Source organism: Paraburkholderia sp. BL9I2N2, assembly GCF_004339745.1.
In the GTDB taxonomy this organism is placed as follows: Bacteria; Pseudomonadota; Gammaproteobacteria; order Burkholderiales; family Burkholderiaceae; genus Paraburkholderia.
Genome location: NZ_SMGP01000001.1, coordinates 1,218,637 through 1,241,450 on the forward strand (window position 1 = coordinate 1,218,637; position 22,814 = coordinate 1,241,450).

General features: G+C 59.4%; 17 protein-coding genes and 4 pseudogenes. 4 read left to right on the plus strand and 17 right to left on the minus strand.

What is annotated here, in order from left to right:
• Positions 1 to 277: 277 nt before the first annotated feature.
• A pseudogene (locus B0G74_RS05645) lies at positions 278 to 1,013 on the minus strand (IS6 family transposase).
• Positions 1,014 to 1,138: 125 nt separating this feature from the next.
• Positions 1,139 to 4,180 (minus strand): UvrD-helicase domain-containing protein, encoded by a 3,042-nt coding sequence (locus tag B0G74_RS05650; protein ID WP_243658111.1) that lies wholly within the window; start codon positions 4,178 to 4,180, stop codon positions 1,139 to 1,141.
• A gap of 108 nt (positions 4,181 to 4,288) precedes the next feature.
• Between B0G74_RS05650 and B0G74_RS05655 the strand changes: the two are divergent.
• Positions 4,289 to 4,997 (plus strand): annotated as a pseudogene (locus tag B0G74_RS05655) (IS6 family transposase).
• Positions 4,998 to 5,801: 804 nt separating this feature from the next.
• On the opposite strand, the pseudogene nodC reads toward B0G74_RS05655, so the two are convergent.
• The 4 genes and pseudogenes from nodC to B0G74_RS05675 all read right to left on the minus strand — a co-directional run bounded on the left by nodC (position 5,802) and on the right by B0G74_RS05675 (position 9,121).
• A pseudogene (nodC, locus tag B0G74_RS05660) lies at positions 5,802 to 7,238 on the minus strand (chitooligosaccharide synthase NodC).
• Entirely contained in the window at positions 7,156 to 7,848 is a 693-nt protein-coding gene (gene nodB / locus B0G74_RS05665; protein ID WP_132373980.1) for a chitooligosaccharide deacetylase NodB, read from the minus strand. The pseudogene nodC and the gene nodB overlap by 83 nt, the downstream one beginning before the upstream one ends.
• Positions 7,845 to 8,477, minus strand: coding sequence for a NodA family N-acyltransferase (locus B0G74_RS05670; protein ID WP_132373981.1), 633 nt, complete (start codon positions 8,475 to 8,477; stop codon positions 7,845 to 7,847). The genes nodB and B0G74_RS05670 overlap by 4 nt, the downstream gene beginning before the upstream one ends.
• Positions 8,474 to 9,121, minus strand: a complete 648-nt coding sequence (locus B0G74_RS05675) for a hypothetical protein (protein ID WP_132373982.1) — start codon at positions 9,119 to 9,121, stop codon at positions 8,474 to 8,476. The genes B0G74_RS05670 and B0G74_RS05675 overlap by 4 nt, the downstream gene beginning before the upstream one ends.
• A gap of 481 nt (positions 9,122 to 9,602) precedes the next feature.
• On the opposite strand from B0G74_RS05675, the gene B0G74_RS05680 reads away from it, so the two are divergent.
• Positions 9,603 to 10,550, plus strand: a complete 948-nt coding sequence (locus B0G74_RS05680) for a LysR family transcriptional regulator (RefSeq protein ID WP_132373972.1) — start codon at positions 9,603 to 9,605, stop codon at positions 10,548 to 10,550.
• A gap of 58 nt (positions 10,551 to 10,608) precedes the next feature.
• On the opposite strand, the pseudogene B0G74_RS05685 reads toward B0G74_RS05680, so the two are convergent.
• The 5 genes and pseudogenes from B0G74_RS05685 to B0G74_RS47420 form a co-directional block, all read right to left on the minus strand.
• Positions 10,609 to 10,750, minus strand: a pseudogene (locus B0G74_RS05685) (IS3 family transposase); the annotation flags it as partial.
• Between the two features lie 341 nt (positions 10,751 to 11,091).
• Positions 11,092 to 12,357, minus strand: a complete 1,266-nt coding sequence (locus tag B0G74_RS05690; protein WP_132373983.1) for an IS256 family transposase — start codon at positions 12,355 to 12,357, stop codon at positions 11,092 to 11,094.
• 71 nt (positions 12,358 to 12,428) lie between these two features.
• Positions 12,429 to 13,739, minus strand: coding sequence for an IS4 family transposase (locus B0G74_RS05695; RefSeq protein ID WP_132373984.1), 1,311 nt, complete (start codon positions 13,737 to 13,739; stop codon positions 12,429 to 12,431).
• Positions 13,740 to 14,366: 627 nt separating this feature from the next.
• The gene (locus tag B0G74_RS47645; RefSeq protein ID WP_165923816.1) at positions 14,367 to 14,633 is read right to left on the minus strand and encodes a group II intron maturase-specific domain-containing protein; all 267 of its coding nucleotides are present in this window, start codon (positions 14,631 to 14,633) and stop codon (positions 14,367 to 14,369) included.
• Between the two features lie 148 nt (positions 14,634 to 14,781).
• Positions 14,782 to 14,904 (minus strand): hypothetical protein, encoded by a 123-nt coding sequence (locus B0G74_RS47420; protein ID WP_279388557.1) that lies wholly within the window; start codon positions 14,902 to 14,904, stop codon positions 14,782 to 14,784.
• Between the two features lie 162 nt (positions 14,905 to 15,066).
• Here B0G74_RS47420 and nifA point away from each other — a divergent pair, with 162 nt between their 5' ends.
• Entirely contained in the window at positions 15,067 to 16,941 is a 1,875-nt protein-coding gene (gene nifA, locus B0G74_RS05705; protein WP_243658112.1) for a nif-specific transcriptional activator NifA, read from the plus strand.
• 825 nt (positions 16,942 to 17,766) lie between these two features.
• On the opposite strand, the gene B0G74_RS05710 is transcribed toward nifA, so the two are convergent.
• Together B0G74_RS05710 and B0G74_RS47650 are read right to left on the minus strand one after the other, a co-directional pair.
• Positions 17,767 to 18,504, minus strand: a complete 738-nt coding sequence (locus tag B0G74_RS05710; RefSeq protein WP_132373985.1) for a helix-turn-helix domain-containing protein — start codon at positions 18,502 to 18,504, stop codon at positions 17,767 to 17,769.
• An 11-nt stretch (positions 18,505 to 18,515) separates the two neighbouring features.
• Entirely contained in the window at positions 18,516 to 18,743 is a 228-nt protein-coding gene (locus B0G74_RS47650; RefSeq protein ID WP_347814511.1) for a hypothetical protein, read from the minus strand.
• A 79-nt stretch (positions 18,744 to 18,822) separates the two neighbouring features.
• On the opposite strand from B0G74_RS47650, the gene B0G74_RS46490 reads away from it, so the two are divergent.
• Positions 18,823 to 19,275: a hypothetical protein gene (locus B0G74_RS46490; protein WP_243658273.1), complete on the plus strand. Its 453-nt coding sequence runs from the start codon at positions 18,823 to 18,825 to the stop codon at positions 19,273 to 19,275.
• Here B0G74_RS46490 and B0G74_RS05720 read toward each other — a convergent pair.
• From B0G74_RS05720 to B0G74_RS05735, 4 genes are read right to left on the minus strand one after another with little or no spacing between them, the layout of a single operon-like run.
• On the minus strand, positions 19,248 to 19,547 hold the full coding sequence (locus B0G74_RS05720) for a ferredoxin family protein (protein WP_132373986.1): 300 nt from the start codon (positions 19,545 to 19,547) through the stop codon (positions 19,248 to 19,250). The genes B0G74_RS46490 and B0G74_RS05720 overlap by 28 nt on opposite strands.
• Positions 19,544 to 20,854 (minus strand): FAD-dependent oxidoreductase, encoded by a 1,311-nt coding sequence (locus B0G74_RS05725; RefSeq protein ID WP_132373987.1) that lies wholly within the window; start codon positions 20,852 to 20,854, stop codon positions 19,544 to 19,546. Before B0G74_RS05725 ends, B0G74_RS05720 begins: the two co-directional genes overlap by 4 nt.
• Before the next feature lie 11 nt (positions 20,855 to 20,865).
• Positions 20,866 to 21,969 carry an electron transfer flavoprotein subunit alpha/FixB family protein gene (locus B0G74_RS05730; RefSeq protein ID WP_132373988.1) on the minus strand — a complete coding sequence of 368 codons (1,104 nt, stop codon included), beginning with the start codon at positions 21,967 to 21,969 and terminating at the stop codon, positions 20,866 to 20,868.
• Entirely contained in the window at positions 21,966 to 22,814 is an 849-nt protein-coding gene (locus B0G74_RS05735) for an electron transfer flavoprotein subunit beta/FixA family protein (protein ID WP_132376851.1), read from the minus strand. The genes B0G74_RS05730 and B0G74_RS05735 overlap by 4 nt, the downstream gene beginning before the upstream one ends.

The window sequence follows — 22,814 nt, forward strand, 5'->3', positions numbered from 1 at the left end:
GACAATTCGGCCGCGCTGGAGGTGGCTCGATCGGTTCCATCCGCTAGCGGATGGAATGTCGAACCTGTTCGCTTGATGCATACTCGAAATAATTAGGCTAACAAAGCAATTTGGCCATGAACCGGTCGAGATGGAATGGACGCCGCCCTCCCTCCGGAGAAGTGGGCGCGCTTCAGGGTCCCCAGGACCGAACGACATCAATGTGCCGAAGTGGGGTTGCGACGGCGCTGTCACGTTGCTGACTCCATGACGAGATATCGGCCAGGACAGTCGTGTCTCAGAACACGGTGGTCGGAGCTTGGGCAATGCCGGTGAAGAGACGCCATGCTTCAAATCGCGCGGCGAGCTGTTTGCGATAGAGCGAGGCGCTCAGCAGATGACGCTTGAGCGAAGTGTTGGCGGATCGGACCGAAGCACGACGGGAATGACTGCGTGCGTTCGGGCAAGCGAAAACCTCGCATCCGGCGCTCGCATTCACGCGTGGGTTGATGACTGTTTTCAGCGCGGTTGTTCACGCGCGCGCAGGCCTTGACGAAAACGTGCTTCACATTCGCTAGCTCAGGGATCTCCGTTTTCGCGGCCGGGTAGCTGCGCAACTGGTCGGTGACGATTTTCTTCGGCGCCGCAGGACAGGCCGCCAACACCCGTTTGAAGAAGCGTTTGGCAGCGGCGTTGTCGCGGCACTTCTGAAGCAGGATGTCGAGTTCAATGCCGTGCTCATCGACTGCACGCCACAGCAGCCAGGGCTCGCCGCGCAGCGTCACGAACATTTCGTCGAGATGCCATGTGCTGCCCGGTTTGCGACTGGCAGTCCTGACCTGATGCGCAAAACTGGCGCCGAACTTGTCCGTCCACCACCGGATCGATTCATGGCTGACAACCACGCCGCGCTCGAACAGTAGCTCCTCGATGTCGCGAAGGCTGAGTTGAAAGCGGAAATACCTCCGAACCGCGTGGCTGATGACTGATGCCGGAAATCGATGGCCAGGGTAGAGCGATTTCGTCTTTTTCATCACGTCATCTTAGCTGACCAGCGCGCGAACGTGACAACGCCGCTGCACGAGTGAGGCGACAATTGCTTGACGCGCGCCGAAGGGCTTCTTGCTGTAGCGCGCGAAATCTGGCTTGTACCACATCCCTATGCCGTGCTCCGTCGTAGCAAAAGGTAGGAGACTCGCCAATGCCCTTCAGAGTCAGCGCAAGTGATGGCCGCTGTCTTCTGGTTAAGCCGTACGATTGTGCCGGTGCGGGTGTGCAGCGCCTTGTCAGTGAAGCTGACTATATCGCCCACCGAAAATCCGGCGTGCGACGCCAGGGGGCGTACCGGCGAGGGAAGCGCCTTTGGCACCTCGCGACCCCCAGATGCGACGATTGGCGGCGACAGTGGAGCGAGATGTGCCTTTTCCATGAGCGCGTTAATGTGGCTCAGGTACCGTGGATCGGCGCTTTCTGCGATCAGTCGCACATTCAGCGCTTCATAGAGGGGGACCCACGACTCACCGGATGCATCCCGGCACCGTACTGCCAACGCCGGGTTGAACTGATACCACCCTTGCGCGAGACGGGTGAAAAGATGGCGGTTGTAGGAATAGTCGCGCGTTATTTCATTACGCGACAACAGCCCGGACAGGTACTCGCGGTGTTTGCGTTCTGGAGCCAGGATGTGGTCCGGCAGATCGCGCCACGCGTCCAGGATCGATGCGGCCTCAAATCCCCCACGTGCACGCCCACCTGGCACTGCAAAACGGGACTTGAAGAGCGCCCAGAGTGTCTGCACCAGCAGGTATTCGGACAGGTGCCGATCGATGCGAACCAGGCGTTCACCGCTCATCAGGTCAATGGATGGCGGTGCGATCCGCTCATACAGCGCTGCAAACGGCCCGCGCGCGAACCGGGCATCGCGAAACGCCTCGAGCAATGCCCAGTGCAGCGCGTTACGTCCGAGGTGATCGGTCGCTTCGGGGTTCGCGCCGCGCTCAAGCAGGCTCTCAACGAGCGCCACGTTACCGGCGGCGGCCGCCGCCATCAGCGGGGTCTGGTTCATCGGGGTGCGATGGTCCACGCCATAGCCGTCGCAGTGCTGCAGGACCTCCCTGGAGCACGCGGAAAAATACGCCGACAGATGTTTGCGCCCAAGCGTAGCGCGCTGCTGTTCAAGATGTCGTGCGGCGTCGAAACGCACCCGCGTCGCCAGCCATCTAACCAGAATCGGCTCATCGTAGCTGCACGCATATTCGAGCAGCTGCTGCCTGGATCTGCTGCCCGACGCGGGCTGGCGAAACACCCGATCCATCGTGTCACGCAACCACGCCTCATCAAATACGCGCCAAGGGACCGCTGGTTGCTGGCAAACCAGTTCGCGAATTGCTTCAGCCTGTTCATGCTTGCCCTGCAGCTCCAGCCTGCGCGCTTCCTTTAGCCAGTCTTCGCGGGTCGAGGTCTGCGTCTTCGCATCAATGCCCTCAACACGTTGCTGCAGTCCCAGCAACTGCAGCAGCGGATGCCCGAGGTCCGACTCGATCAGATATACATGGGTTGTCGCGCGGGTGAGCGCCACGTAGAGCGCGTTGACATAGAACTTGTAGACCTCCAGCGACCGGTCGGTCTTATCCCGGGCGGGACGGTTCTCCAGGTTGTCATCCATCAGATCGTTCGCGGTGACGCCCTGCGCGATCGCGTCGAACTGCGCGGGATGCCCGGAGATGAAACGGTAGAGAATGATGTTTTCATATCCGAGGCCTTTGGCTTCGTGGATCGAGAAAATCAGCGGAGTCTGGAAATGCGTGCGCGCTTGCGCCTTGTCCTCATCGCGCATGACCAGCACCGCGAAGCGCGTCGATTGACGCGTCCTGTCGTTGAGCACTTTCGTGCCGGAATCGCTGCCCGCAATCAGGCTTACGGATCCGGCCTCGTCGCCAACCGGCATGACCAGGAAGTTGCTTTCGCGATCGACGGAGCCAAAGCGGCGCTGCTTGATTTTCAGCAGCGTGTTCGCAATCCGTGTGACCTCGTGGGCGTTGCGAAAACTGGTCTGCAGGATCTTTAACTGCTGCCGCAGGGCGAGCGTTTCATCGCGCCAGAACGGGGTTTTGACCTTGCTCCACGAAAAGAAATTCGGATGCACGATCTGGTTCGCATCCCCGCATAGCATGAACTGATCCGGATTTTTCAGGGTCGCCAGAATCAGCGCGAGTTGCGCGTCGGTCAGATCCTGAACCTCGTCGACGACGACGAAGTCGTAGCATGCGCTCGCCAACGCCCGCCATACGTGGGCAACCAGATTCAGATCATACAGGTTCGCCTCGACGAGCCATGCCTGGTAACGCTCGAACAGGTCGTAGAGACGATTGCGCTCATCGGCCGGGAAGATCGACTGACTTACCTCCAGCTCAAGATACTGCTCCCGCCGGAGTGCCCCGTTAGCGTCGGCGCCGATGACTCCACGGATTTCCTCGAAGCTCTGGTGAGCGTCAAGTCCTCTGAATGGCAATTGCCGCGTGAACCACGAGGCGAACTCACGCCAGCCAACTTCCCGTCCGGGCGGAACGCGCACACTCTCGACAAATTCGCGATACGACAGGAACGTCGCGTCCTGGCGGGGATGCCCAAAGCCGTGGCTGTAGTACAGGTCGCGAGCGTTCTGGGCCAGATAGGCCGATTGGGTAACGTACAGCACATTCCCATCGACCTGCTTGAGTTTTTCCAGCGCCAGTGCAGTCTTGCCGCTGCCGGCGCTGCCGGATATGATCAGCGGCACAGGTTCGCGATAGATGGCATCCTGCGTATCATCGAACGACAGGATATTGCCCAGCAGATGGATTTCCCGGCACTCTGGGTGTAGGTAGCGCACCGGCGTCGCGCCATCAGACGTAAGCGCATCGACATCGGGAATCCGGTCCTCGTCGATCGCGACGCCCCGCAGGAAGCGGGATTTCTCATAGGCGTGATGTTCAATGACTTCGAGCATCAGCGCGCAAACGCGATCGCCGTGCCGGATCAACGTGAACAGCAGGCGATTCGCATAATCCAATTTTGCGCGATAGAAATGTCCGTGCGTAAGATTGCTCAGCTTTTTGACTTGGGCTTGCCGAAAGTCATCGCGCTCGAGCGCGGCACGTACTTTTTCGTACTGTGCGCTCACTCGTGACGTATCAAGGCCGACATATTCAACGATCTGCATGGCGAGTGATGGAGTCCTTGGTGACAGAAACGGCTCTGGTGCAAATAGCGCGGGGGCGAATCGATTAAGGTGTCAGGCTGAACAAATTGAGAACCGACGATTAGCAAGCTGAAGAGCCTTGACGAACTGGTCGCAGGCTGTCACTTTGACCGCGACGTGATCATTCTGTGTGTTCGCTGGTACCTGCGCTACAAGCCTAGCCTGCGCGAACTGGTCGAGATGATGGCGGAACGGGGTCTGTCGCTGGCGCACACGACGATCCTGCGCCGGGTGCGGCGCTTTGCGCCGGAGTTCGTAAAACGGTCGAACCGCTTTGGCAGGCCCACAGGGCAGTCGCGGCGTGTCGACGAGACTTACCTCAAGCTGCGCGGCAAGTTGGTCTATCTTTATCGAGTGGTGGATCGGATGGGCCAGACAGTAGACTTCATGCTCAGCGCCAAGCGCGACGTGAAGGCGGCAAGAGCCTTTTTCAGCAAGGCAATCGAACATCAAGGCCAGCGACCGAATACCATCACGCTTGATGGTTGTGCAGCCTCGCACCGCGCCGTGCGCGAGATGAAGGTCGATGGCTTGCTGCCCTGATGACACAAACGTCCGATCCTCGAAATATCTCAATAATTTGGTCGAGCAGGACCATGGCAACATCGAGTCCCGGACAAAAGTCATGCTCGGCTTCAAACGTTTCAGGAACGCAGCGATTACTCTCTCAGGTATTGAATTGGTCCATCGTATTCCCAAGGGCCAATTCAGCCTCGCGAATCTTGGCCTCAAAGGTACCGCTGCGCCCGCAGTTTGGGAGGCCGTCCCGTCTTCTTGATAAGGTGTCCTTTCTATAACACACACCTCCCACAGACCGCCTATTTGCACCAGAGCCTGCGTGATCGTGGGGTCCTGCCCCAGATGCGCGGCGATGTCGGTGGCCGAGAGCGGTTGATCGCTCGGCGTCTTCATGCTGACGGCCTGCACGCCTCGCAGCTCCAGTATCTGCTCGCCATAAATTCCGTTGATGCAGACGAGCGGCCGATCAGACGGACAGACGAAGGTAGCCAGCGCAGCCTCCATACCGTAGGAACCGCTGCCCTGGATTGGGACGACCGAATGTGTGTCATTCCCGTCGATCAGCTCGATCATCAGTTTACGCACCGAAGCCGTGATGTTTTTGAAGCTCCGGTCGCGCGAGCCCATATCGAATTGCATCTGCGCCGTCACTTCGTCGCTCAAGGCCAACGGGCCAAGTATCATCAAGAAATAATGCCATCTATCCATATAGCATTCCTAATTGAGACGTTTATATGCGGATGCAGTACGAACGCCGCGCGGCGAAGTTTTCACAGGGGAATCTTCCTGTCTGTGCAAAATCTGGCGGCGGGCGAGTGCCGAGCTGCTTGCAGTAAGGCTCAGTAGCTCCGTAATCTTCGCGGAATCGACGGATGCACGAATCGTTAGTCGGTAAGGGATTCTAGAAACCAACCGCTAGATCTTCAACGGAAAGGACGATCATTCCTAGATGATATGGGAGGGCGGTGGAAGTAAGCCCGCTGGAGTAAAACGGCTTTTCCAGACCCATTTCTGCAAAGGAGCACGCAAAATGGATACGACTGATACGGCCCTCCCATAGCATCTAAGATAAGTGGTGTGCACGATCACTCGGCGCTACAAACGCCGTCATATGCCACCACCAACGTCGAAGGGCCGCGCGTAAGATCTGCTCTGCGAAGCGCCACCGCAATTGCCGAAAATTCTGTAGCGTTCGGTGCTGCCTTCGAGTTTCCGGTGACGGCCTGTTTCCACCCCCGTGTGGTACGTTGGCAGCAACGCTCCTTGACAGCCAATCGCTATTGCTCAATGTACACAGCGCATAGGTTTTCAGGGGGAGCATGAGAAAGAGGTTAATGGGTGTGTAAAGAGAAAAACCAAGAGATCGAATCTGGCGAGCGCGAACCGATGCCACGCTACAGCGGATCATGGTCAACGATGCGATCGTCAGGCCTGTCCACCGCGGCACTGTCGCTGTCAATGCGAGCTGCGCGAGCCCCGCTAGAAGCGATAAGGCGAGAAATAGCGAGGCGAGATTCAGGCCGATCACGTCCAGCGTAAGGTAGCGATCGAGACAGGGCAGCAGGCGCAGCGAAAGCAACGTGTCCCGATACGTGCTGCGCGCCCAGCGCAGTTGTTGGCGCAGATACGCCCCCAGTCTGTCCGGAACGACTGTCGCCACACTGGCGTCCGGAACGTACTCTGTCCGGTAACCTGCGGTCAGCATGAGAATCGTGAGATGGCGGTCCTCGCCGAAGTCGCTCGGTTTCCCCCGAAAAAACTGTGTCTCGTACTGGTCTAACAGCAAAAGAAGCACGGACCATCGGTATATGGTACACGGACCGCAACAGCACATAACAGCGCCGAAGCGAGCCTGTGCGGCGAGTTCTTCGTTGCAAGCCAACCAGTACTCCATATCGATCAGACGGGTCAGCCAGGTGTCGCTCAGGTTGCCGGCCGTTAACTGACCCATGGCCGTGCCGATCGCTGGATTTTGCATTCTCAATGCAAGCTTCGTGACCACGTCTGAGCCGATTATCGTGTCCGAGTCGACGTTGAGCACCAAATCTCAAAACGAGCGGCTTATCGCGGTGATCTGTGCCTTGCGCTTTCCCATATTTTGGGGAAGCGTAATGAGGTTGAATCTCGGGGCGCATGTATACGCATCGTATAGCGGCCTCACGGCGTCGAGATTCGCAGAACCATCATCAACCACGTAGACCCGCAGTTTTCCGGCGTAGTCCTGGTTTGCGATGGACTCCAGGCATGCCGAGAGTGTGCACGGGTCCTCGTTGAAGCAGGGCACGATGACATCCACGTCCGGCAGAGCGTCGGAGTCCACCAGGCCGTCCGACAGCGATGACAGGTTTGTCGGCTGAGCATAAAGCGCCTGCGTGCTTTTATAGACAGTCGAGCGCAGCGCATAAAACGAGACAGCGCTAGTTGCGGCAAGCATGTTCATAGGGTGTCTGGTTTGTCCGGTGAGGTTGAGGAAGCGATCGGATTGCAAACCCCCGGTCATGCAATGCTGGAATCATGAGGGACAGCGCCATGAGGGTCTGCTCGCGCTGACCAGCGTGAGTGCATCGTCCCAACTCATCGGGGGGGCATCCGTCGTGCAAGAGTACAATTGCGCCAGGCCGGACAGAGGCCAGCACTGCGCTGACAATCGCGTCGACGCCGGGACGGGACCAGTCTCGCGGGTCTACCGACCAGTGGAGGGGCGCCAGACCAGTACTCGCTGACGTAGTGAGCACTGCTTCGGTCCACATGCCGTACGGGGCACGCATATACCGCAGCGAAGCCTGGGGGCACGCCATCCTGATGACGCTGCTTGCCGTTAGTATTTCCTGTTGTACCTCGGTGGGTTCGCATCTGGACAGGTCCGGATGAGTCATCGTGTGGTTTGCGACCTCGTGCCCTTCTGCGATCATCCGTCGGATCAGCTTCGGCTGGTCCGCTGCGTACGCACCGATGACGCAGAAAGTCGCTGGCACTCGGTGTTCCGCCAGCACATCGAGGACGTCCGGTGTGCAAAGTGGATTAGGGCCGTCGTCAAACGTCAAATAAACGGTGCGACGCCCGGTGGTGTCAGCGCACTCGCTACGCGCTTCGGATAAGCAGTGTCTCACAGCTCTGGCCCGTTCCGATCAATTATCGTTCCGGTCGGCCACTCGCTCATTGACCGTCCAATCGGTAAGACGACAACGAGTACGTCCTCGATGCGCGTGGGCGGCGTATCGAGATGCACTTCTCGAAGGGTCGACCTCACGCGAACTCCAGACACAATAGTCGCCAGACCGTGTCGGCCGAGCAGCCTTGCAATATGTTGCCGCATTGCGTGTCGAACCGTGCCGAAGCCGAATGGAACGCCTAGTTCCTGCAACACGGGGTACATCACGCGCATTAAATGAGGGATTCCGAGCCCCTCAAGATCCGGACGTACCGCGTACAATCCTAGTTCGGCCACCAGTAGATCGACTGCGCCAACTTTGATGAAACGGCGCAGTGCGCCGATATGAGCCGCTACGCCGCGTGCGTCGTAGCCGATTGCACGCACCTCTGGCCTCGCACCAGCCCAACTGTGATTGCCTTCGAATGGTTTTGCGTTAAACGCCCCGGTCGGTCCGTAGGTCTTTCGGAAGAACTCGGACAGTTCGATGTGGTCGACGAGTCGCAACTCATTTTCCCAAGCCAGCCTCCACCGCACCTGAGAGCGCAGGGCGAGAGGTCCTCCAGCTGTGGACACCGCCAGGTTCATGACTGCCTCCTATGCGCCGTCCGGCCTTTGAGGGTGGACCTGACGAACGCGAATGACTTGCTGGGATAGCGGTGCGATTTCAAGAAATCGTCTGCACTCTGGAACAGTTCTGGGATGAAGCCCGAAGAAAAGAGCATTACCGTCAACGCTTCACGGACCAATCGAACCTCATCCACAACGGAGATTACATCGAGTGCGCGTGCCTTTCTCACCAGATCTACAAAAGACTTCTCCCGCATCTTCCGCTCGATCTGACTGCGATCAACACGTGATCCATTTGGCCGGGTCGCTGAAGCATTTGGCATCTGCAATCGGCTGCTACCCATTCGTCGCGAAGCCACGGCGAAATCGAGCATTGGTTCAACTGTACGAAGGTAAGCGGCCGATATAGAAACGATTTGGATAACTATGCGAAGGTTTGCCGGTAGTAAGCGCCAACGCGTCATGCAAGACGCTTGTCGCGTCGTGTCGGCGCGATCCAGCTTGCCCATGCCGCCGAAGACTGTGGCCGCATTGGACATGCGCCTCGGTTGATGCTCTGCGGACACCCGAGTTTTTTTCTCGGAGTCGGGCCAAAGATCGACAACCATCCTGATATGCCTAAATTCCATTTCTCCGGCCCGACGTATTGCTACAGTATTCATGAAAGCGTCCACGAGAAATTGACCTGAAATTTGGTGCCGTGGCTTCCGAGAACGTTCAGCGAGTTCGGCATCGCCGTTTCCTTCGTGCAGGTGATGAAGCGTCGCCAGTGGTGCTTCATGTTCCCACCGTTATGGCCGCCCGTCGGGCCGTACACGTCGCTGTTGCGCCATGCGTGAGCCAGTCACAGGCCGACTGTGCTCGGCGATGAGCTTGCGCTTGATCCTTGTCCGAGCAGCGACAGGGTCGCGCTCGCGTGGGCGTGTCCCGATGCATGTGATTGATCGACAACTGCTGCAATGTCAGTTCCTCGGCTTCGCTCAGTTCTACCGCACACTTCATCCGCTACCCCGGCACCACGAAGGCGCCAGCAGGTTTGCGAAATCCAATCGGATTTACCAGGAACACTATCCTCCATGGCGTACAATTCGTAAAATCGATTGTTTTGATGGAACACATCCACATTATTTATAAGTTGGGATCATGCGTTTCAAGGGCCTCGATCTAAATCTCCTCGTCGCGCTCGATGCTCTGATGACCGAGCGTAACCTCACCGCGGCGGCACGCAGCATCAACCTGAGCCAGCCGGCCATGAGCGCGGCCGTCGCCCGGCTACGCGCCTATTTCTGCGATGAACTGTTTACGATGAGGGGCCGGGAACTTGTCCCCACACCGCGTGCTGAAGGGCTCGCTGCTCCAATCCGCGAGGCTCTGGTGCACATCCAGCTCTCCGTTATTTCCCGGGACGTCTTCAACCCGGCCAAATCGGATCGCCGCTTCAGGATCATCCTTTCCGATTTCATGGCAGTCGTATTTTTTCGAAAGATCGTGGAGCGTATTGCACGGGAAGCTCCCGCCGTCGGCTTCGAATTGCTACCACTTGCCGATGACCCCGATGAGGTTCTCCGGCGCGGCGAAGCCGATTTTCTTATCTTGCCGGAATTGTTCATGTCGAGCGCGCATCCTAAAGCGAAGCTGTTCGAGGAGACACTCGTGTGCGTAGGCTGCCGCACGAACAAGCAGCTATCAGGGCAGCTTACATTCGAGAGATACATGTCGATGGGGCACGTTTCGGTCAGGTTCGGACGGACGCGGCGGCCCTCCGTCGACGAGTGGTTTTTGCTTGAGCACGGCCTCAAGAGACGGAACGAGGTCATCGTGCAGAGCTTTAGCATGATCCTGCCTATGCTATTAAACACTGACCGTATAGGGACGATGCCCTTCAGGCTGGCCAAGCATTTCGAAAAAACGATGCCTCTGCGGATCGTCGAACTTCCGCTGCCACTGCCCGCATTCACCGAGGCCGTCCAATGGTCTGCCCTTCACAGCAGTGATCCGGCAAGCAACTGGATGCGGGAGATAATATTGCAGGAGGCGTCACGCATGGTTGCTCCGCGTGAGACCACGCGAAGACCAGTCCACCCAGGTTAGGAAATGGGATCTTTCAGCAAGGCTTATGCGGCATGGATCTGTGGGGTTTCGAAGGTTTTGTGGCGACATAACGGATATCACCACAGCAGGCCTGATTCGGCGCGGTGACGGCAAACGCCTGATTGAGCAGGTTCGGCGCGACCGGCAAGCCGTGTCAATCTGGTTGTTGCCTTGAATTTGCGTTTCTGGTTGCAACGCAACCCCCTGCTTGCGATGCAGTCTCTTTATCGGATACGCCGACGTGCAAGCCATGAGCTACGAGGTGCCTTGCGGGCGTTCGGTCCCATAACTCTCGCGGGACCGCTGAGGTGCGGCAGTACCTCTACCTCAGGCCTCAGGATTACCCACAAGTTGTCGTAGCTGGACTATTCGTTTTGCCTGAAGAGGCGATACATCTTTGTGACTTCGTGCAATATGAAAGACCCGCGCCACATGACCGTGGGGCCGGGAGGGTGATCATGTTTGCGATTCAGATAGCCGCCGAGCATGGCGATGAGCTAACGTCAATAGTGGTGTATGAGCAGCATCGTGACTGTCGATTTCAAGCGGCGAATTTCTGCTGAACCGGTCGATCGTCTTGCACCGGTTCGCCGTCCTTGAAGGCAATACCCTCAAGCAACAGCTTGATCTTTTCCGGGCCGTTGATACGGCGCCAGGTTTTCTCGGCTTCCTCGATCAGCTTGAATGCCAGACCCAGGAAAGTTGGTCGCGACAGGCAGTTACGCGTACGTGTCGTACGGTGGCGCACCGTCGCGAACGTCGATTCGATCGCGTTGGTCGTGCGGAGGTGCTGCCAATGTTCGGCAGGGAACTCGTAAAACGCGAGCAAGGCCTCCCGGTCCTTCTTCAACGTCTCGGTCGCCTTCGGATATTTCGCTGCATAGATCGACACGAAACGATCGAACGCGGCGTGGGCTTCGGCGCGTGTTGCGGCCATCCAGATCGATTGCATGTCGGCCTTCGCGCGCGCCTGTTGCGACTTGGGCAGCGCGTTGAGTACGTTGCCCATTTTGTGAAACCAACAGCGCTGACCACGCGTCGCCGGAAACACCTCTTCCAGCGCCGCCCAGAAGCCCATCGCGCCATCGCCAATCGCCAGCCGCGGACCCCCCTGCAGGCCACGCTTTTTCAGGTCGAGCAGCAACTCCAGCCACGATGCTTTCGTCTCGCGATATCCATCACCGATCGCCACGCGCTCTTTACTCCCGTCCGGCCTCACGCCGATGACCACCAGCAGACATTGACCGGCCGAGTTCTCGCTGCGCAGCCCTGTATGAATGCCGTCGACCCACCAATAGACGTAGTGCGACTCGGACATATCACGCCGGCTCCAGGCTACGTGCTCGTCAGCCCATTGCGCCTTCAGCCGGCTCACCACGTTGGCCGACAAGCCCTTGGCGTCATCGCCCAGCAGCACGCTCAGCGCTTCGCCCATGTCGCCCGTTGAGATGCCCTTCAGATACAGCCACGGCAGTGCCGCGCTTACACGGGGCGATTTCCTCACATACGGTGGCACAATCGCCGAATTGAACTTCACGCCTGATCCTGATCGATCGCGCACCTTCGGCACCTTCACCGGAACCGGCCCGGCGGCCGTCAACACCTCGCGTTCCGGCAAGTAGCCGTTGCGCACCACGGCGCGTTGCCCGTGCAAAGTCTTGACGTTTGCGAACCGCTCCATCAGCTCTGCCAACTCCGCCTCAATCGCTTGTTGAATCACCTGCCGTGCTCCGTGGCGGATCAATTCGTCCAACCCCAGGCCGGCGCCCGATAGACCGAAGACTGCTTTTTCCGTAGACTTGCTCATGGTGGATGGTTTGTTTGTTTGCTGGTTTCCGACTTCGACAATCAGATTCTCAGCTGAAACCTCCACCGCCTTCAACCTCTCGCCGCAACTCCCCCGTACACCACTTCCGACTTTAGCTCCATGGCGATCCACAAGACAGCCTGTCGCAGCGACGGAGTCTGCGCTGGCGCTTTTGTAGTGCCATGCGTGTGGCTATAAAGTGCCTGCCATTCGATGGGCTGAAGCAATACTTCGCACGAAAGATCCGGGTCGGCTCGTGCGAGCAGGGTCGCATACAGGATGCGCCAGCTGATGACGGCAAACAGCGCAGTCGCGCGTACGAACCTGTCGAGATTGCCAAATTGTCGGGCCTCAATCCGGCAGCCGCTTTTCAGGACGCGATGCCAGGTTTCGATCGTCCAGCGGCGCGCATACCAGGCCAGTCTTTCAAGGACCTCGTCAAACGTGGTCGTAGGCACCGAACTCAGCAGCATCCATTCCAACGCTTCAACGTCGCCTGGCGGCGCCTCTTCGAGAGCGTGAATCGCAAACACATCGGTCTGCTGCAAACGGGTCTGCCTTTTGCGCCTCTGCGGGGGGCGCAATCTTACGGCCGTGCAACGCAAGGTCAGTCGCGCTGTACGCTGCGGCAAGTTGCCTCTTGCAGGGACCAGAAGCTCAGTATTGCCTACAGGCGCAGTAGCAAGCACAGTATCCCAAAGATACTCATCGGGATGCATGACGCGCCGGTTGCGGGAAGCACGAACCAGCCAGTCCACGCCATCAGGTCGTTCAGTCGTAAACAGTTCGTACAGGTCGCTCTCGCGGTCGCCCACGCCGACAAGCCGGGTCCCGGCACAACGGGCCTTGAGTGCGGCAAGATGCTCGATGCCTTCAATCCATTTGATGCTTTCTTTTTCTTCGATCGGGCGCGTTGCGCGTTGATGCTTCTTGCCAAACCCGTTTTCGGGACGCGCCCACGTCTTCATGCCCAGCACACCCAGCGGCAGTCCTTCGGGGGTCACGGCCAGCAAGCTGTGCATGATGAAACCGCGCTCATAACGCCCGGAGCCGTAGCCCAGGCCTTCTGTCGCGGGCAGGTGCGTCAGGTTGAATTCGGTCGTGTCCTGCACGGCCAGCACAATAGGCACCTGCCCCATGCGATCCAGGGTTTGTGCAATGTGCGGCGCCAGGATTCCATCGGTATCGATCTGCGCGTTGTCGAAAAACCGGTACGCCGCCTTAAGCTCCGAGGGCTTGAGCGATTGTGGAAACGACCCATGTGGACTACAGGCAAGCCGCCGGGCCAGCATAACCAGGCGCTGCGCCAGACGCGAGTCGCCCAGATTCGCTTCGCCGAATTCGGTACTTGCCCAATCATCTGTATCAGTTTCCTTAGCCACTCGACTACTACTGCGGACAGGATGGTCGAAGTTAACATCGGCGCCACCTGTTTACAAGCGAAATTCCCCGTTCCGTTCGTATTTGTGGGTAATCCTGAGACCTCAGGCCGGGGCCCCTGCTGCGCGCGGTGACGCCGCCATCGCTCTATCCACGAATCAAAGACATAGTGCGGGTAGATGTCGATCCTGAAGAAATTCAGTTTGCGGTAGCGAGCCAAGCCAAGGGTGCGCCTGTCGGCGAACAGGAATCAGCCCATCGAAAGCGGTTGTGCCGAACAAGCGCTCGACTGCAGCGTGACATTGGCGAGCCCATGCAGCACCGCGAGAATAAAAAATCCAGGCCCCCCGGCCGAGATGGACGGTGGCGCGCAGCAGCCAGCGCAGGTTGTAACCGGCAGCGCACAGTACCGCGTGTAGCGCATCGCCGCTTTGCCCTTTGAGCGAAATAATCGGCCCGCTGTCGCAAATCGCGCCGAAGAAACAAAGGGTGGCTTCGGTGTGGGCAAAGTCGAACGCGGCGCTGCGGACGACCGGTGAGGCAATGGTGCGTAATGCCCGTCTTTGAGCTTGGTCCTGGGTGACGTCATCGATATTGGTGAATCGGCGTGACGGCGTAAGCTGCTGCCGTTAGTCCACCAGTATTACGTCCAATACCCAGTGCCGCGTTCCTTCATGATGGAAGTATCGCGCTCTGATCCATCGTGCGCTCTTGCACGGATGCCGCCGGCAGCACCACTTCCACAACGCCTGCCAGATGGCAGTGTCGACTGCTCTGTAGACTTCTTTCGAGATGACGTATCGACGATAGTTCGACCAGCCATTGATGATCGGGTTGAGCAGGCCGATTAGATTGACCTGTTTGGCCGATGCATTGTCCTTGATGACTGTGCGCACTTTCGTCAGAAACGCTTGAACATTCTTTTTGGTGGCTTCATGAGTAGCTTGCCGTTGGATATTTTCGAATGTTCTGCCCGAGGAAGTCGAACCCTTGCGAGAAGTACGTGATCCTGGTCCTTTCCGGGGAGAGCGTCAGTCCGCGCTCCTACAGAAAGACCTCGACCGGTGGCTTGACCTCGTCTTCCAGCAACTCTTTCGAGTGACCGGTGATCACAAAGTCGTCGGTATAGCGCATCAGACTGAGGCAGCAATCAATGATGGACGACACCTGAAATCGGCTGCACCGAAGTAGACAAATCGCAGTTGTTTTGAGCGACATCAATGGAACTCGCGTTCCCGGCGGAATCTGCGCGGCGAGATCGCAAAAGGAGAAAATAAGTAAATCAAGGCACTATAGTTTCACCGTCCTGCCATGAAAAGGCGTTATCTCTTGAAGTCAGCCCGTGAAGGGCGCGAGATCGAGGATGATATGCAACACAATACTCGTAAATCCGAACAAGGTGACAGAGAGGATGGTCACAACAACGGAGACGTCGTCATGCTGCATATCGCTTCCGTACGCGAAAGGCCTAGCTCAAAGTCCGAGACGGACAACGCGGTCCCTATTGTGCAGTGGTACGAGAGCGCGCTTACCGGCATCTTGGAGATATCGAAGGTACTTACCGCCCCCTGCCGGCTCGAAGTCATGTTGGCCAACGTCGTCGATCTCCTGCAATCGTTTGTGCAGATGCGGCTCGGCATCGTCTCTCTCTTCGACGATGATGGCGTACCGGACATTACCGTTGGCGCCGGCTGGAGCGAAGGCAGCGATGAGCGCTACCGGATGCGCCTGCCGCAGAAGGCAATTGACCAGATCATGTCGACGGACAGGCCGCTCGTCGCCGAGAACGTAGTGGGGCATTCGGGCTTCAGTGCCGCCGACATGGGCGTGCTCGGTGCTTCCGACAACATGCGAGTGTCGTTCATCGGCGTTCCTATTCGCATCGACGCGAAGGTCGTGGGCACACTGACCATCGACCGCATCTTGGACAATGGGTCGAACTTCCGGCTCGATTGCGACGTGCGGCTGCTTACTATGATCGCCAACCTGGTGGGGCAGACGGTGAAGCTGCATCGCTTATTCAAGAGCGACCGCGAGCGACTGATGGCGGGGAGGGACGGGCTGCAAAAACAATTGTCCGAGCTCAAGTACCCTGCGCAGGAGCGTAAGAAGTTTCAGGTCGAGGGGATCATTGGCGACAGTCCGGCGCTGCGCGGCCTGCTTGAGAAGATCGCGATGGTAGCCAAATCGAACAGCACAGTTCTGTTGCGCGGCGAATCCGGTACCGGGAAGGAGCTGGTCGCCAAGGCCCTTCACGAGCTGTCGCCGCGAGCCAAGCGGGCCTTCATCAAGCTCAATTGCGCGGCGCTCCCTGAGACGGTGCTGGAATCCGAATTGTTCGGTCATGAGAAGGGTGCCTTTACCAGCGCCTTCAATTCGCGCAAGGGGCGCTTCGAGCTCGCCGACAAGGGGACGCTGTTTCTGGACGAGATCGGCGAGATTTCGGCCTCGTTCCAGGCAAAGCTGCTGCGCGTCCTGCAGGAGCAAGAATTCGAGCGCGTCGGCAGCAACCAGACCATCAAGGTCGATGTTCGCGTGGTTGCCGCCACGAATAAGAACCTGGAAGACGCGGTGGCAAGGAACGAGTTCCGCGCCGACCTTTATTATCGCCTCAGCGTGGTTCCCTTGCTGCTGCCGCCGTTGCGTGAAAGGCGCAGTGATATTCCTCTCCTCGCCGTTGAGTTTCTCAAGAATTTCAACAGCGAGAACGGCCGTACGCTGACCTTCGATGCGAGCGCGATTGAAGTGTTGATGAACTGCGGTTTTCCCGGCAATGTCCGCGAGCTCGAGAATTGCGTGCAGCGGAGCGCGACCCTGGCGCCGGGACCAGCGATCGTGAGAAACGACTTTGCCTGCTGCCACGGCCAGTGTCTGTCCGCGATGCTGTGGAAGAGCGGATCGGACGAGATGGCGCTGCAGCCCGGGCCGATCGTACCAGTGCAAGTGAAGCCGGGTACGCCCCCGGCTGAGGCTGCTACGCCGGGCGCAGTTGCGGTCCCGCCTGTCGGCAGCGAGCGGGCTCCGCTAGTGCCTGGCGGTGCAGCTCTCGGAAGTGGTGCGAAGATGACCAACCGCGAGCGTCTCATCGCCGCCATGGAAAGATCCGGCTGGGTGCAGGCAAGGGCGGCGCGGCTACTTGGACTGACGCCTCGCCAGATTGGCTACGCGCTGAGGAAATACGGTGTCGAGATCAAGCGTTTCTGAAAGCACTGTCGGACTTGCGGCGTGTCGGGGCCGCGACATCGAGACTGATGCGAATAGCTCAGACAAGTCAAGCCAGGGTTTGGCGCGGACCTTGGCATGATCACGATCGGAAGTGGCCCAGTCGGCGCCAATTCGGTAATCGTCGAGAACAGCCCGGCCGACCTCAGGGGCGGTCGGTATCTCGACTAAGGTGGTGCGAACGCTGCGCTGTCATCGCCGGTGCGTCGGCCATGTCGCGCTCGACCATCAGCTCACACCGGATGCGGTCAGCGACGCAAGCGGTGGTGTTCGATCGCGTTGAATTTCTGGAGGCGCGCCCGGGGTCATATCAGCGAGGCGACTCTGTCGCACGCCAACAAGATCGCGCGCCGTCTGGGCGCTGTGGGCAGATGACCGGGAGTTCCGGGCAGAAGATACATCTGCCGCTGCGGTTGCGTAGTCAGCCCGGCTAATAGAAGGACAAAACGCTGACAACACGAGAAGAGTCGACCGATTGCTTAGGTAATCATGACGTGATGGCACGACAGGTTAGAGTGTGGTCGGCAAGGCCCGGGAATGTCCGAGCACCGCCGAGTGTGCGAAAGCGACGGGGAACCGATCAAGCGAAACCCGTCAGGCACAGCGGCACAGCCACATTGAAAGTCCGAATCTATGGTTGCAATCTACCTACCCATCATCACCGATTGAAAACTTGACAAACTGAGGGTGTCCATGTACTGACATTCGTTGAGTCGAAGTTGGGATCGAGCGCGGCTGGCCGCAATGGCCAACATTAAGACATTCAGTAAAAGCGAGTAACAACCCAAGTTCGTTCCTCACGCATCACTACCCGTCCGCCTCGCCCGGCTTGATTCCGCCAAGGTATCGTGTGAGAGTTCGCCCAGAATTCCTCACTATCTCCGCCCAAGCGGAGTCCAGTCTCTCGCGGGGCATGGTCAGCGTAATGACACCGGCGAGTTGCCCGGACGGGCCGAACACCGGCGCGGCGATACCTGCCAATTGCGGATCGCGGTCTCCTGCTAGCGCGATGACCTGCTGGCGGCGGATCTGCTGACCGAGTGCCTCGTCGCCCTCGTGGCAGTAGGCTTGCAACACCCGGCCTCCTGTGCCACGATCCAGCGGCAGTAGCTCGCCCGCGCGGATGTGATCTCGCACAGGCTGTGGCGAGTCGACGCGATACAGGCATAGCCGTTGCGCACCTTGACGTACGTGAAACGCGGCGCTTTCACGGGTTGCGGCCACCAGTTCCTGCAGCACGGGTATCACCAGCGACTCGCTGGAGGACGATTGCGCATAGACGGCATGCAGCCTTGCGACGCCGGACCCCAGCACGTAGCAGCCATCGGCGCGGCGCACCACGAGATGCGCATGTTCCAGCGACGCGAGCAGGCGCAGCACGGTGCTCTTGTACAGACGCGTGCGTTCCGCGAGCGCGCTCAATGACAGCACGTGCGTGCCGTTGCCGAAGGCAGCCAGCAGGGTCAGCGCACGGTCGACTGCTGCCACGCCGCCGGCTGCCAGATTGTCGTCGGCCAACGATGCGTTGGCGGGCTGTTTGGACATCGTGCTTCTCCTCAGACGGACCGTTGCAGCAACGCTTCCACTACGCCGAAGCCGAGGTGGCCCGCCGGATCGAGCTGTCGTAGTTGTGTGATCAACTGTGTTGCGGTTTCGCGTTCGCCGCGCCGCAGGCCGATGAAGGCGAGCGCCTTTAGCGTGAACAGCCAGAAGCGGGCGGGACCGGGCGGGATCGGGCGCGTGGAAGTTCGCGTCGCCGGCTTGTACCATCTGCCAATCCTCATTCAACCCGGCGGCATGCGCAGCTGCTTTTAGTCCCAGATAGGCCGCGTGCTCTGCCTCATCGAGTTCGCGGCGTCCGGCATGGAATTTGTTGAGCAGATAGTAGGCGGCAAGGCTTCGCGGAGAGGTCAGTGTGACGCTCCACAGGACTGCGTCGATCTGCTCGGCCGGCGCGCCATGCAGGCCTTCGATGAGGCGCCGCACCGGTTCGCGGCCTTCGAGTTGACGCGTGAAGATTTTCTCCACGTCGGCCATCGTCACGCCGCTGTAGAGCACCGCGTCGGGATAGATGAGCACGTTCGTGCCCTGATCGCACGGGCCGAGACAGCCCGAATACGTGATCGCGACGGTATCGGGCGCCTGGCGTTTCTGCTGTTCCGCCCAGAATGCCTTCAGCAGCGCGGTCGAGCCCTTGCGGCCTGCGCAGACGACGCGCGGATGCTGCGGCGGCCGGTTCTGGTTGCAAGCAAACACATGTCGTTCTGGTCTGGCCATGACGATGTTCGTCAACCGAACTTGAACAGGATGCCGTGACCACCGCGCGGGTAGTCCCACTCGATATTCTGGTGGTCGGTACAGAGGATGCGGCAACTGCCGCATTCGAGGCAGCCGTCGGTGATCAGCGTCACCGCGCCGTTGCCTTCGGCCTTGTAGCACGAGGCCGGACAGACGAAGGTGCAACTCTTCTCGCTGCATTCGCTCTGGCAGACGTCGGCATCCTTGATGTGGACGTGCGGCCGTCCTGCATCGACGCGGTAACGGTTCTGGAACAGCTTTTCCTCTACGTTGACGGGTAGGGTGCTCATCGGAAGGCCCTCAGGAGTTTGTAGGCGTCACCCACGATGCCGGAAAGCGAACGGGCTTTGCGGAAGCTCGAAAAAATCTCGCGCTCCTTGCTCTTCTTGTCCTTACCGTCGACCGTGATCATCGTGCGCGCGGCGCGCGCCATGAGGTCGGGGTAGGTCGTGAAGAACTGCGGATTCTGGTGTAGCACGGCCTGCATGTCGCGGTACTTGTGCAGGTCTTTCATCACAAAGCTCTGATCGAGCGCGGCCTTGTAGGCCTTGAGCGTGCCGGCGCGGTAGCCTTGGCCCGCGGCTTTCGCGTGGATCACCGTTTCGGCGGCGAGGCGTCCTGTGGTCATCGCAAGATTCGATCCTTCTCGGTGCGCGGCGTTCACGAAACCGCCTGAATCGCCAACGATCATCCAGCCGTGGCCGTAGACCTGCGGGATTGCGTGAAAACCGCCTTCGGGAATCAGATGCGCGCAATACTCCTTCATCTCGCCGTCCGCAATCAGCGGTGCGATCGACGGGTGCCGCTTCATCTTTTCGAGGAGCACATAGGGGCTCGTGCGGTTGGGGTTTTTCTTGAAGTCGCTCAGCATACAGCCCACGCCTATGGTGAGCGATTCCTTGTTGGTATAGAGGAAGCCAGTGCCCATCATGCCGTCGGTGATCCTGCCGACCATCTCGATCACGACGCCGTCGTCCTCGCCGACGTTGAAGCGCTGACGGATCGTCTCCTCGGGCATGAAGAGAATCTCCTTGACGGCGAGCGCAACGTTGCCGGCCCCGATCTCTCCATGAAAGCCCGCCTTGCGCGCGAGCGTCGAATTCACGCCGTCGGCGAGCACCACCACGTCGGCATAGACATCGCCGTGCTCGCGGTCGCACTGCACGCCGACCACCAGGTCGCCGTCCATGATCAGTTCCTTCACCGTGGTCTCGCAGAGCAGCAGTGCGCCGGCTTCGCGCACTTTCGATGAAAACCACTTGTCGAACTGCGCGCGGATGATCGTGTAGCGGTTATAGGGCGGCTTGTTGTAATCCTCGCTGCGCACATGTGTACCGACAAACGACGAGTCGTCGAGCATCCACATTCGCTGCTCGATGATGTGGCGTTCCAGCGGCGCATCGTCGCGGAAGTCCGGGATGATCTCTTCGAGCGCTTTGGCGTACAGGATCGCGCCCTGAACATTCTTGCTGCCCGGATATTCGCCGCGCTCGATCTGCAGCACTTCCAGACCTGCCTTGGCCATCGTGTAAGCGGCAGCGTTGCCGGACGGACCGGCGCCGACCACGATCACATCGAACTGTGATGGTTTTCTCATCGTGATTCTCCTCAGGCAGCCTGCTTGCGGCGCCGGGTCAAATGCTCCACAAAAGCCTGCTTCAGCGCGGGCAACACTTGCAACGCATTGCCGACAATCCCGTAGTGTGCGAAATCGAAGATGGGTGCGTTCGGGTCGGTGTTGATCGCCACGATCACGTCTGCGCTTTCCATGCCCACGCGGTGCTGGATCGCGCCGGATATGCCGGCGGCAATGTAGAGCTTGGGCCGCACCGTCTTGCCGGTCTGTCCCACCTGGCGCTCCCCCTCGACCCAGCCGGCCTGCACACATGGCCGGGTCGCACCCACTTCGCCGCCGAGCACGTTCGCCAGTTCGAACGCCAGCTGGAAGTTCTCCGGGCTCTTCAACCCCTTGCCGCCGCTCACAATCACATCGGCATAGGGCAGGTTGATCCGGTTGCTGCTCGCATCCGGGATAAAGTCGAGCAGCCTCGTGACGATATCCGTCTCGATCATCCCCAGCGTTCCCGGGACGATGTTGCCGGTGCGTTCGGCGTCGCGTAGCGGCATCGGCATCACGCGCGGGCGCACCGTCGCCATCTGTGGACGGTACGCGAGCGTCATGATCGTGCACAGCAGCGAGCCGCCGAAGGTGGGGCGCGTCGCCGCCAGCGCCCGCGTCGCAGGATCGATGTTGAGTTCAGTGCAATCGGCGGTCAGCCCGGTCAGCAGGGTCGTTGCTACGGAGCCGGCAAGGTCACGGCCCATCGACGTCGCGCCCAGCAGCAGGATCTCGGGCTGATGCCGGTGGACGAGGTCGGTGAGCCCTTTCGTGAACGGCTCGTTGCGATAGCCTTGCAAGACCGGGTCGTGGACGATGTACGCATCGTCCGCGCCGTAAGTGAAGGCTTCTGCGGCAAACTGTTCGAGCGGTTCATTCGCGCCGCCGAGCACGGCAATGCCCACTCGGCTGCCGAGCGTGTCGGCCAGTTTGCGCGCTTCACCGAGCAGTTCCCACGAGACGCTGTGCACGTGTCCACGGTCGTGCTCGATAAAGACCCAGACGCCTTTGTAGGCCTTCAGGTGTTCCGGCAGTTCGAGGTTGCGTGCTGCGCGGCCGGCGGGTTTCTTCGCGGGGGCGGCGGGTGCGTTCATGACCCCTCCTTCATCAGCAGGTCAGCTTCCAAAGTAGGATGGCGCGTGAAGATCTTTTGCAGCAGGTTCACCAGCACGTCGCAAAGACTCGATGCGTCGAGGTCGAGCATCTCCGCTTTCTCGCTGCGCGGCGTCGGTCCAAAGACTTTGCTGACCACTGTCGGCGAGCCCTTCAGACCGATCTTGCTGAGGTCTTCGATGCCGGCCTGTTCGCAGTTCCATTTGCGCACCGGATAGCCGGCCGCATGAATCATCGCGGGCAGCGTCGCAAAACGCAGTTCGTTGGTGTTCTCCAGCATTGTGATCAGGCACGGCAGCGCGGTCCTGAGCACGTGCACGCCGCCCTCGGCGCGGCGCTCGACGGTGATCGTGCGCGCATCGAGAGCGGTCTCGACGATGCGCGACACGTAGGTCAGCAATTGCAGCCCGAGGCGTTTGGCGATACCGGGGCCGACTTGCGCGGTGTCGCCGTCGATCGTCTGCTTGCCAGTGAACACGATGTCCACCGCCTGCTCCTTCGCGATCTGCTGGATACCCGCTGCCAGCGCGTACGACGTAGCGAGCGTATCCGCGCCAGCGAATGCGCGGTCGGTGAGCAGCACGGCGTCGTCCGCGCCGAAGCTGATGCACTTGCGCAGCGCTTCCTCGGCCTGCGGCGGGCCCATGCAAAGTAACGTGACCTTGCCGCCGAAGCGGTCCTTCAGCCGCAGCGCCTCTTCGAGTGAAAACAGGTCATATGGGTTGACGATCGCCGGAACACCTTGGCGCATGATCGTGTTGGTGACCGGATGAACGCGGATCTGCGTGGAGTCCGGGACCTGCTTGATGCAGACGACAATGTGCAT

What these genes read in the sequence shown, in the direction of transcription:
- B0G74_RS05650 (WP_243658111.1), bottom strand. Translation starts at nt 4,180, where the DNA reads ATGCAGATCGTTGAATATGTCGGCCTTGATACGTCACGAGTGAGCGCA.
- B0G74_RS05670 (WP_132373981.1), bottom strand. Translation starts at nt 8,477, where the DNA reads ATGAACCTGGCGGTGTCCACAGCTGGAGGACCTCTCGCCCTGCGCTCT.
- B0G74_RS05675 (WP_132373982.1), bottom strand. Translation starts at nt 9,121, where the DNA reads ATGAATACTGTAGCAATACGTCGGGCCGGAGAAATGGAATTTAGGCAT.
- B0G74_RS05680 (WP_132373972.1), top strand. Translation starts at nt 9,603, where the DNA reads ATGCGTTTCAAGGGCCTCGATCTAAATCTCCTCGTCGCGCTCGATGCT.
- B0G74_RS05690 (WP_132373983.1), bottom strand. Translation starts at nt 12,357, where the DNA reads ATGAGCAAGTCTACGGAAAAAGCAGTCTTCGGTCTATCGGGCGCCGGC.
- B0G74_RS05710 (WP_132373985.1), bottom strand. Translation starts at nt 18,504, where the DNA reads ATGTCCAAACAGCCCGCCAACGCATCGTTGGCCGACGACAATCTGGCA.
- B0G74_RS47650 (WP_347814511.1), bottom strand. Translation starts at nt 18,743, where the DNA reads ATGAGGATTGGCAGATGGTACAAGCCGGCGACGCGAACTTCCACGCGC.
- B0G74_RS46490 (WP_243658273.1), top strand. Translation starts at nt 18,823, where the DNA reads ATGGAATTTGTTGAGCAGATAGTAGGCGGCAAGGCTTCGCGGAGAGGT.
- B0G74_RS05720 (WP_132373986.1), bottom strand. Translation starts at nt 19,547, where the DNA reads ATGAGCACCCTACCCGTCAACGTAGAGGAAAAGCTGTTCCAGAACCGT.
- B0G74_RS05725 (WP_132373987.1), bottom strand. Translation starts at nt 20,854, where the DNA reads ATGAGAAAACCATCACAGTTCGATGTGATCGTGGTCGGCGCCGGTCCG.
- B0G74_RS05730 (WP_132373988.1), bottom strand. Translation starts at nt 21,969, where the DNA reads ATGAACGCACCCGCCGCCCCCGCGAAGAAACCCGCCGGCCGCGCAGCA.
- B0G74_RS05735 (WP_132376851.1), bottom strand. Translation starts at nt 22,814, where the DNA reads ATGCACATTGTCGTCTGCATCAAGCAGGTCCCGGACTCCACGCAGATC.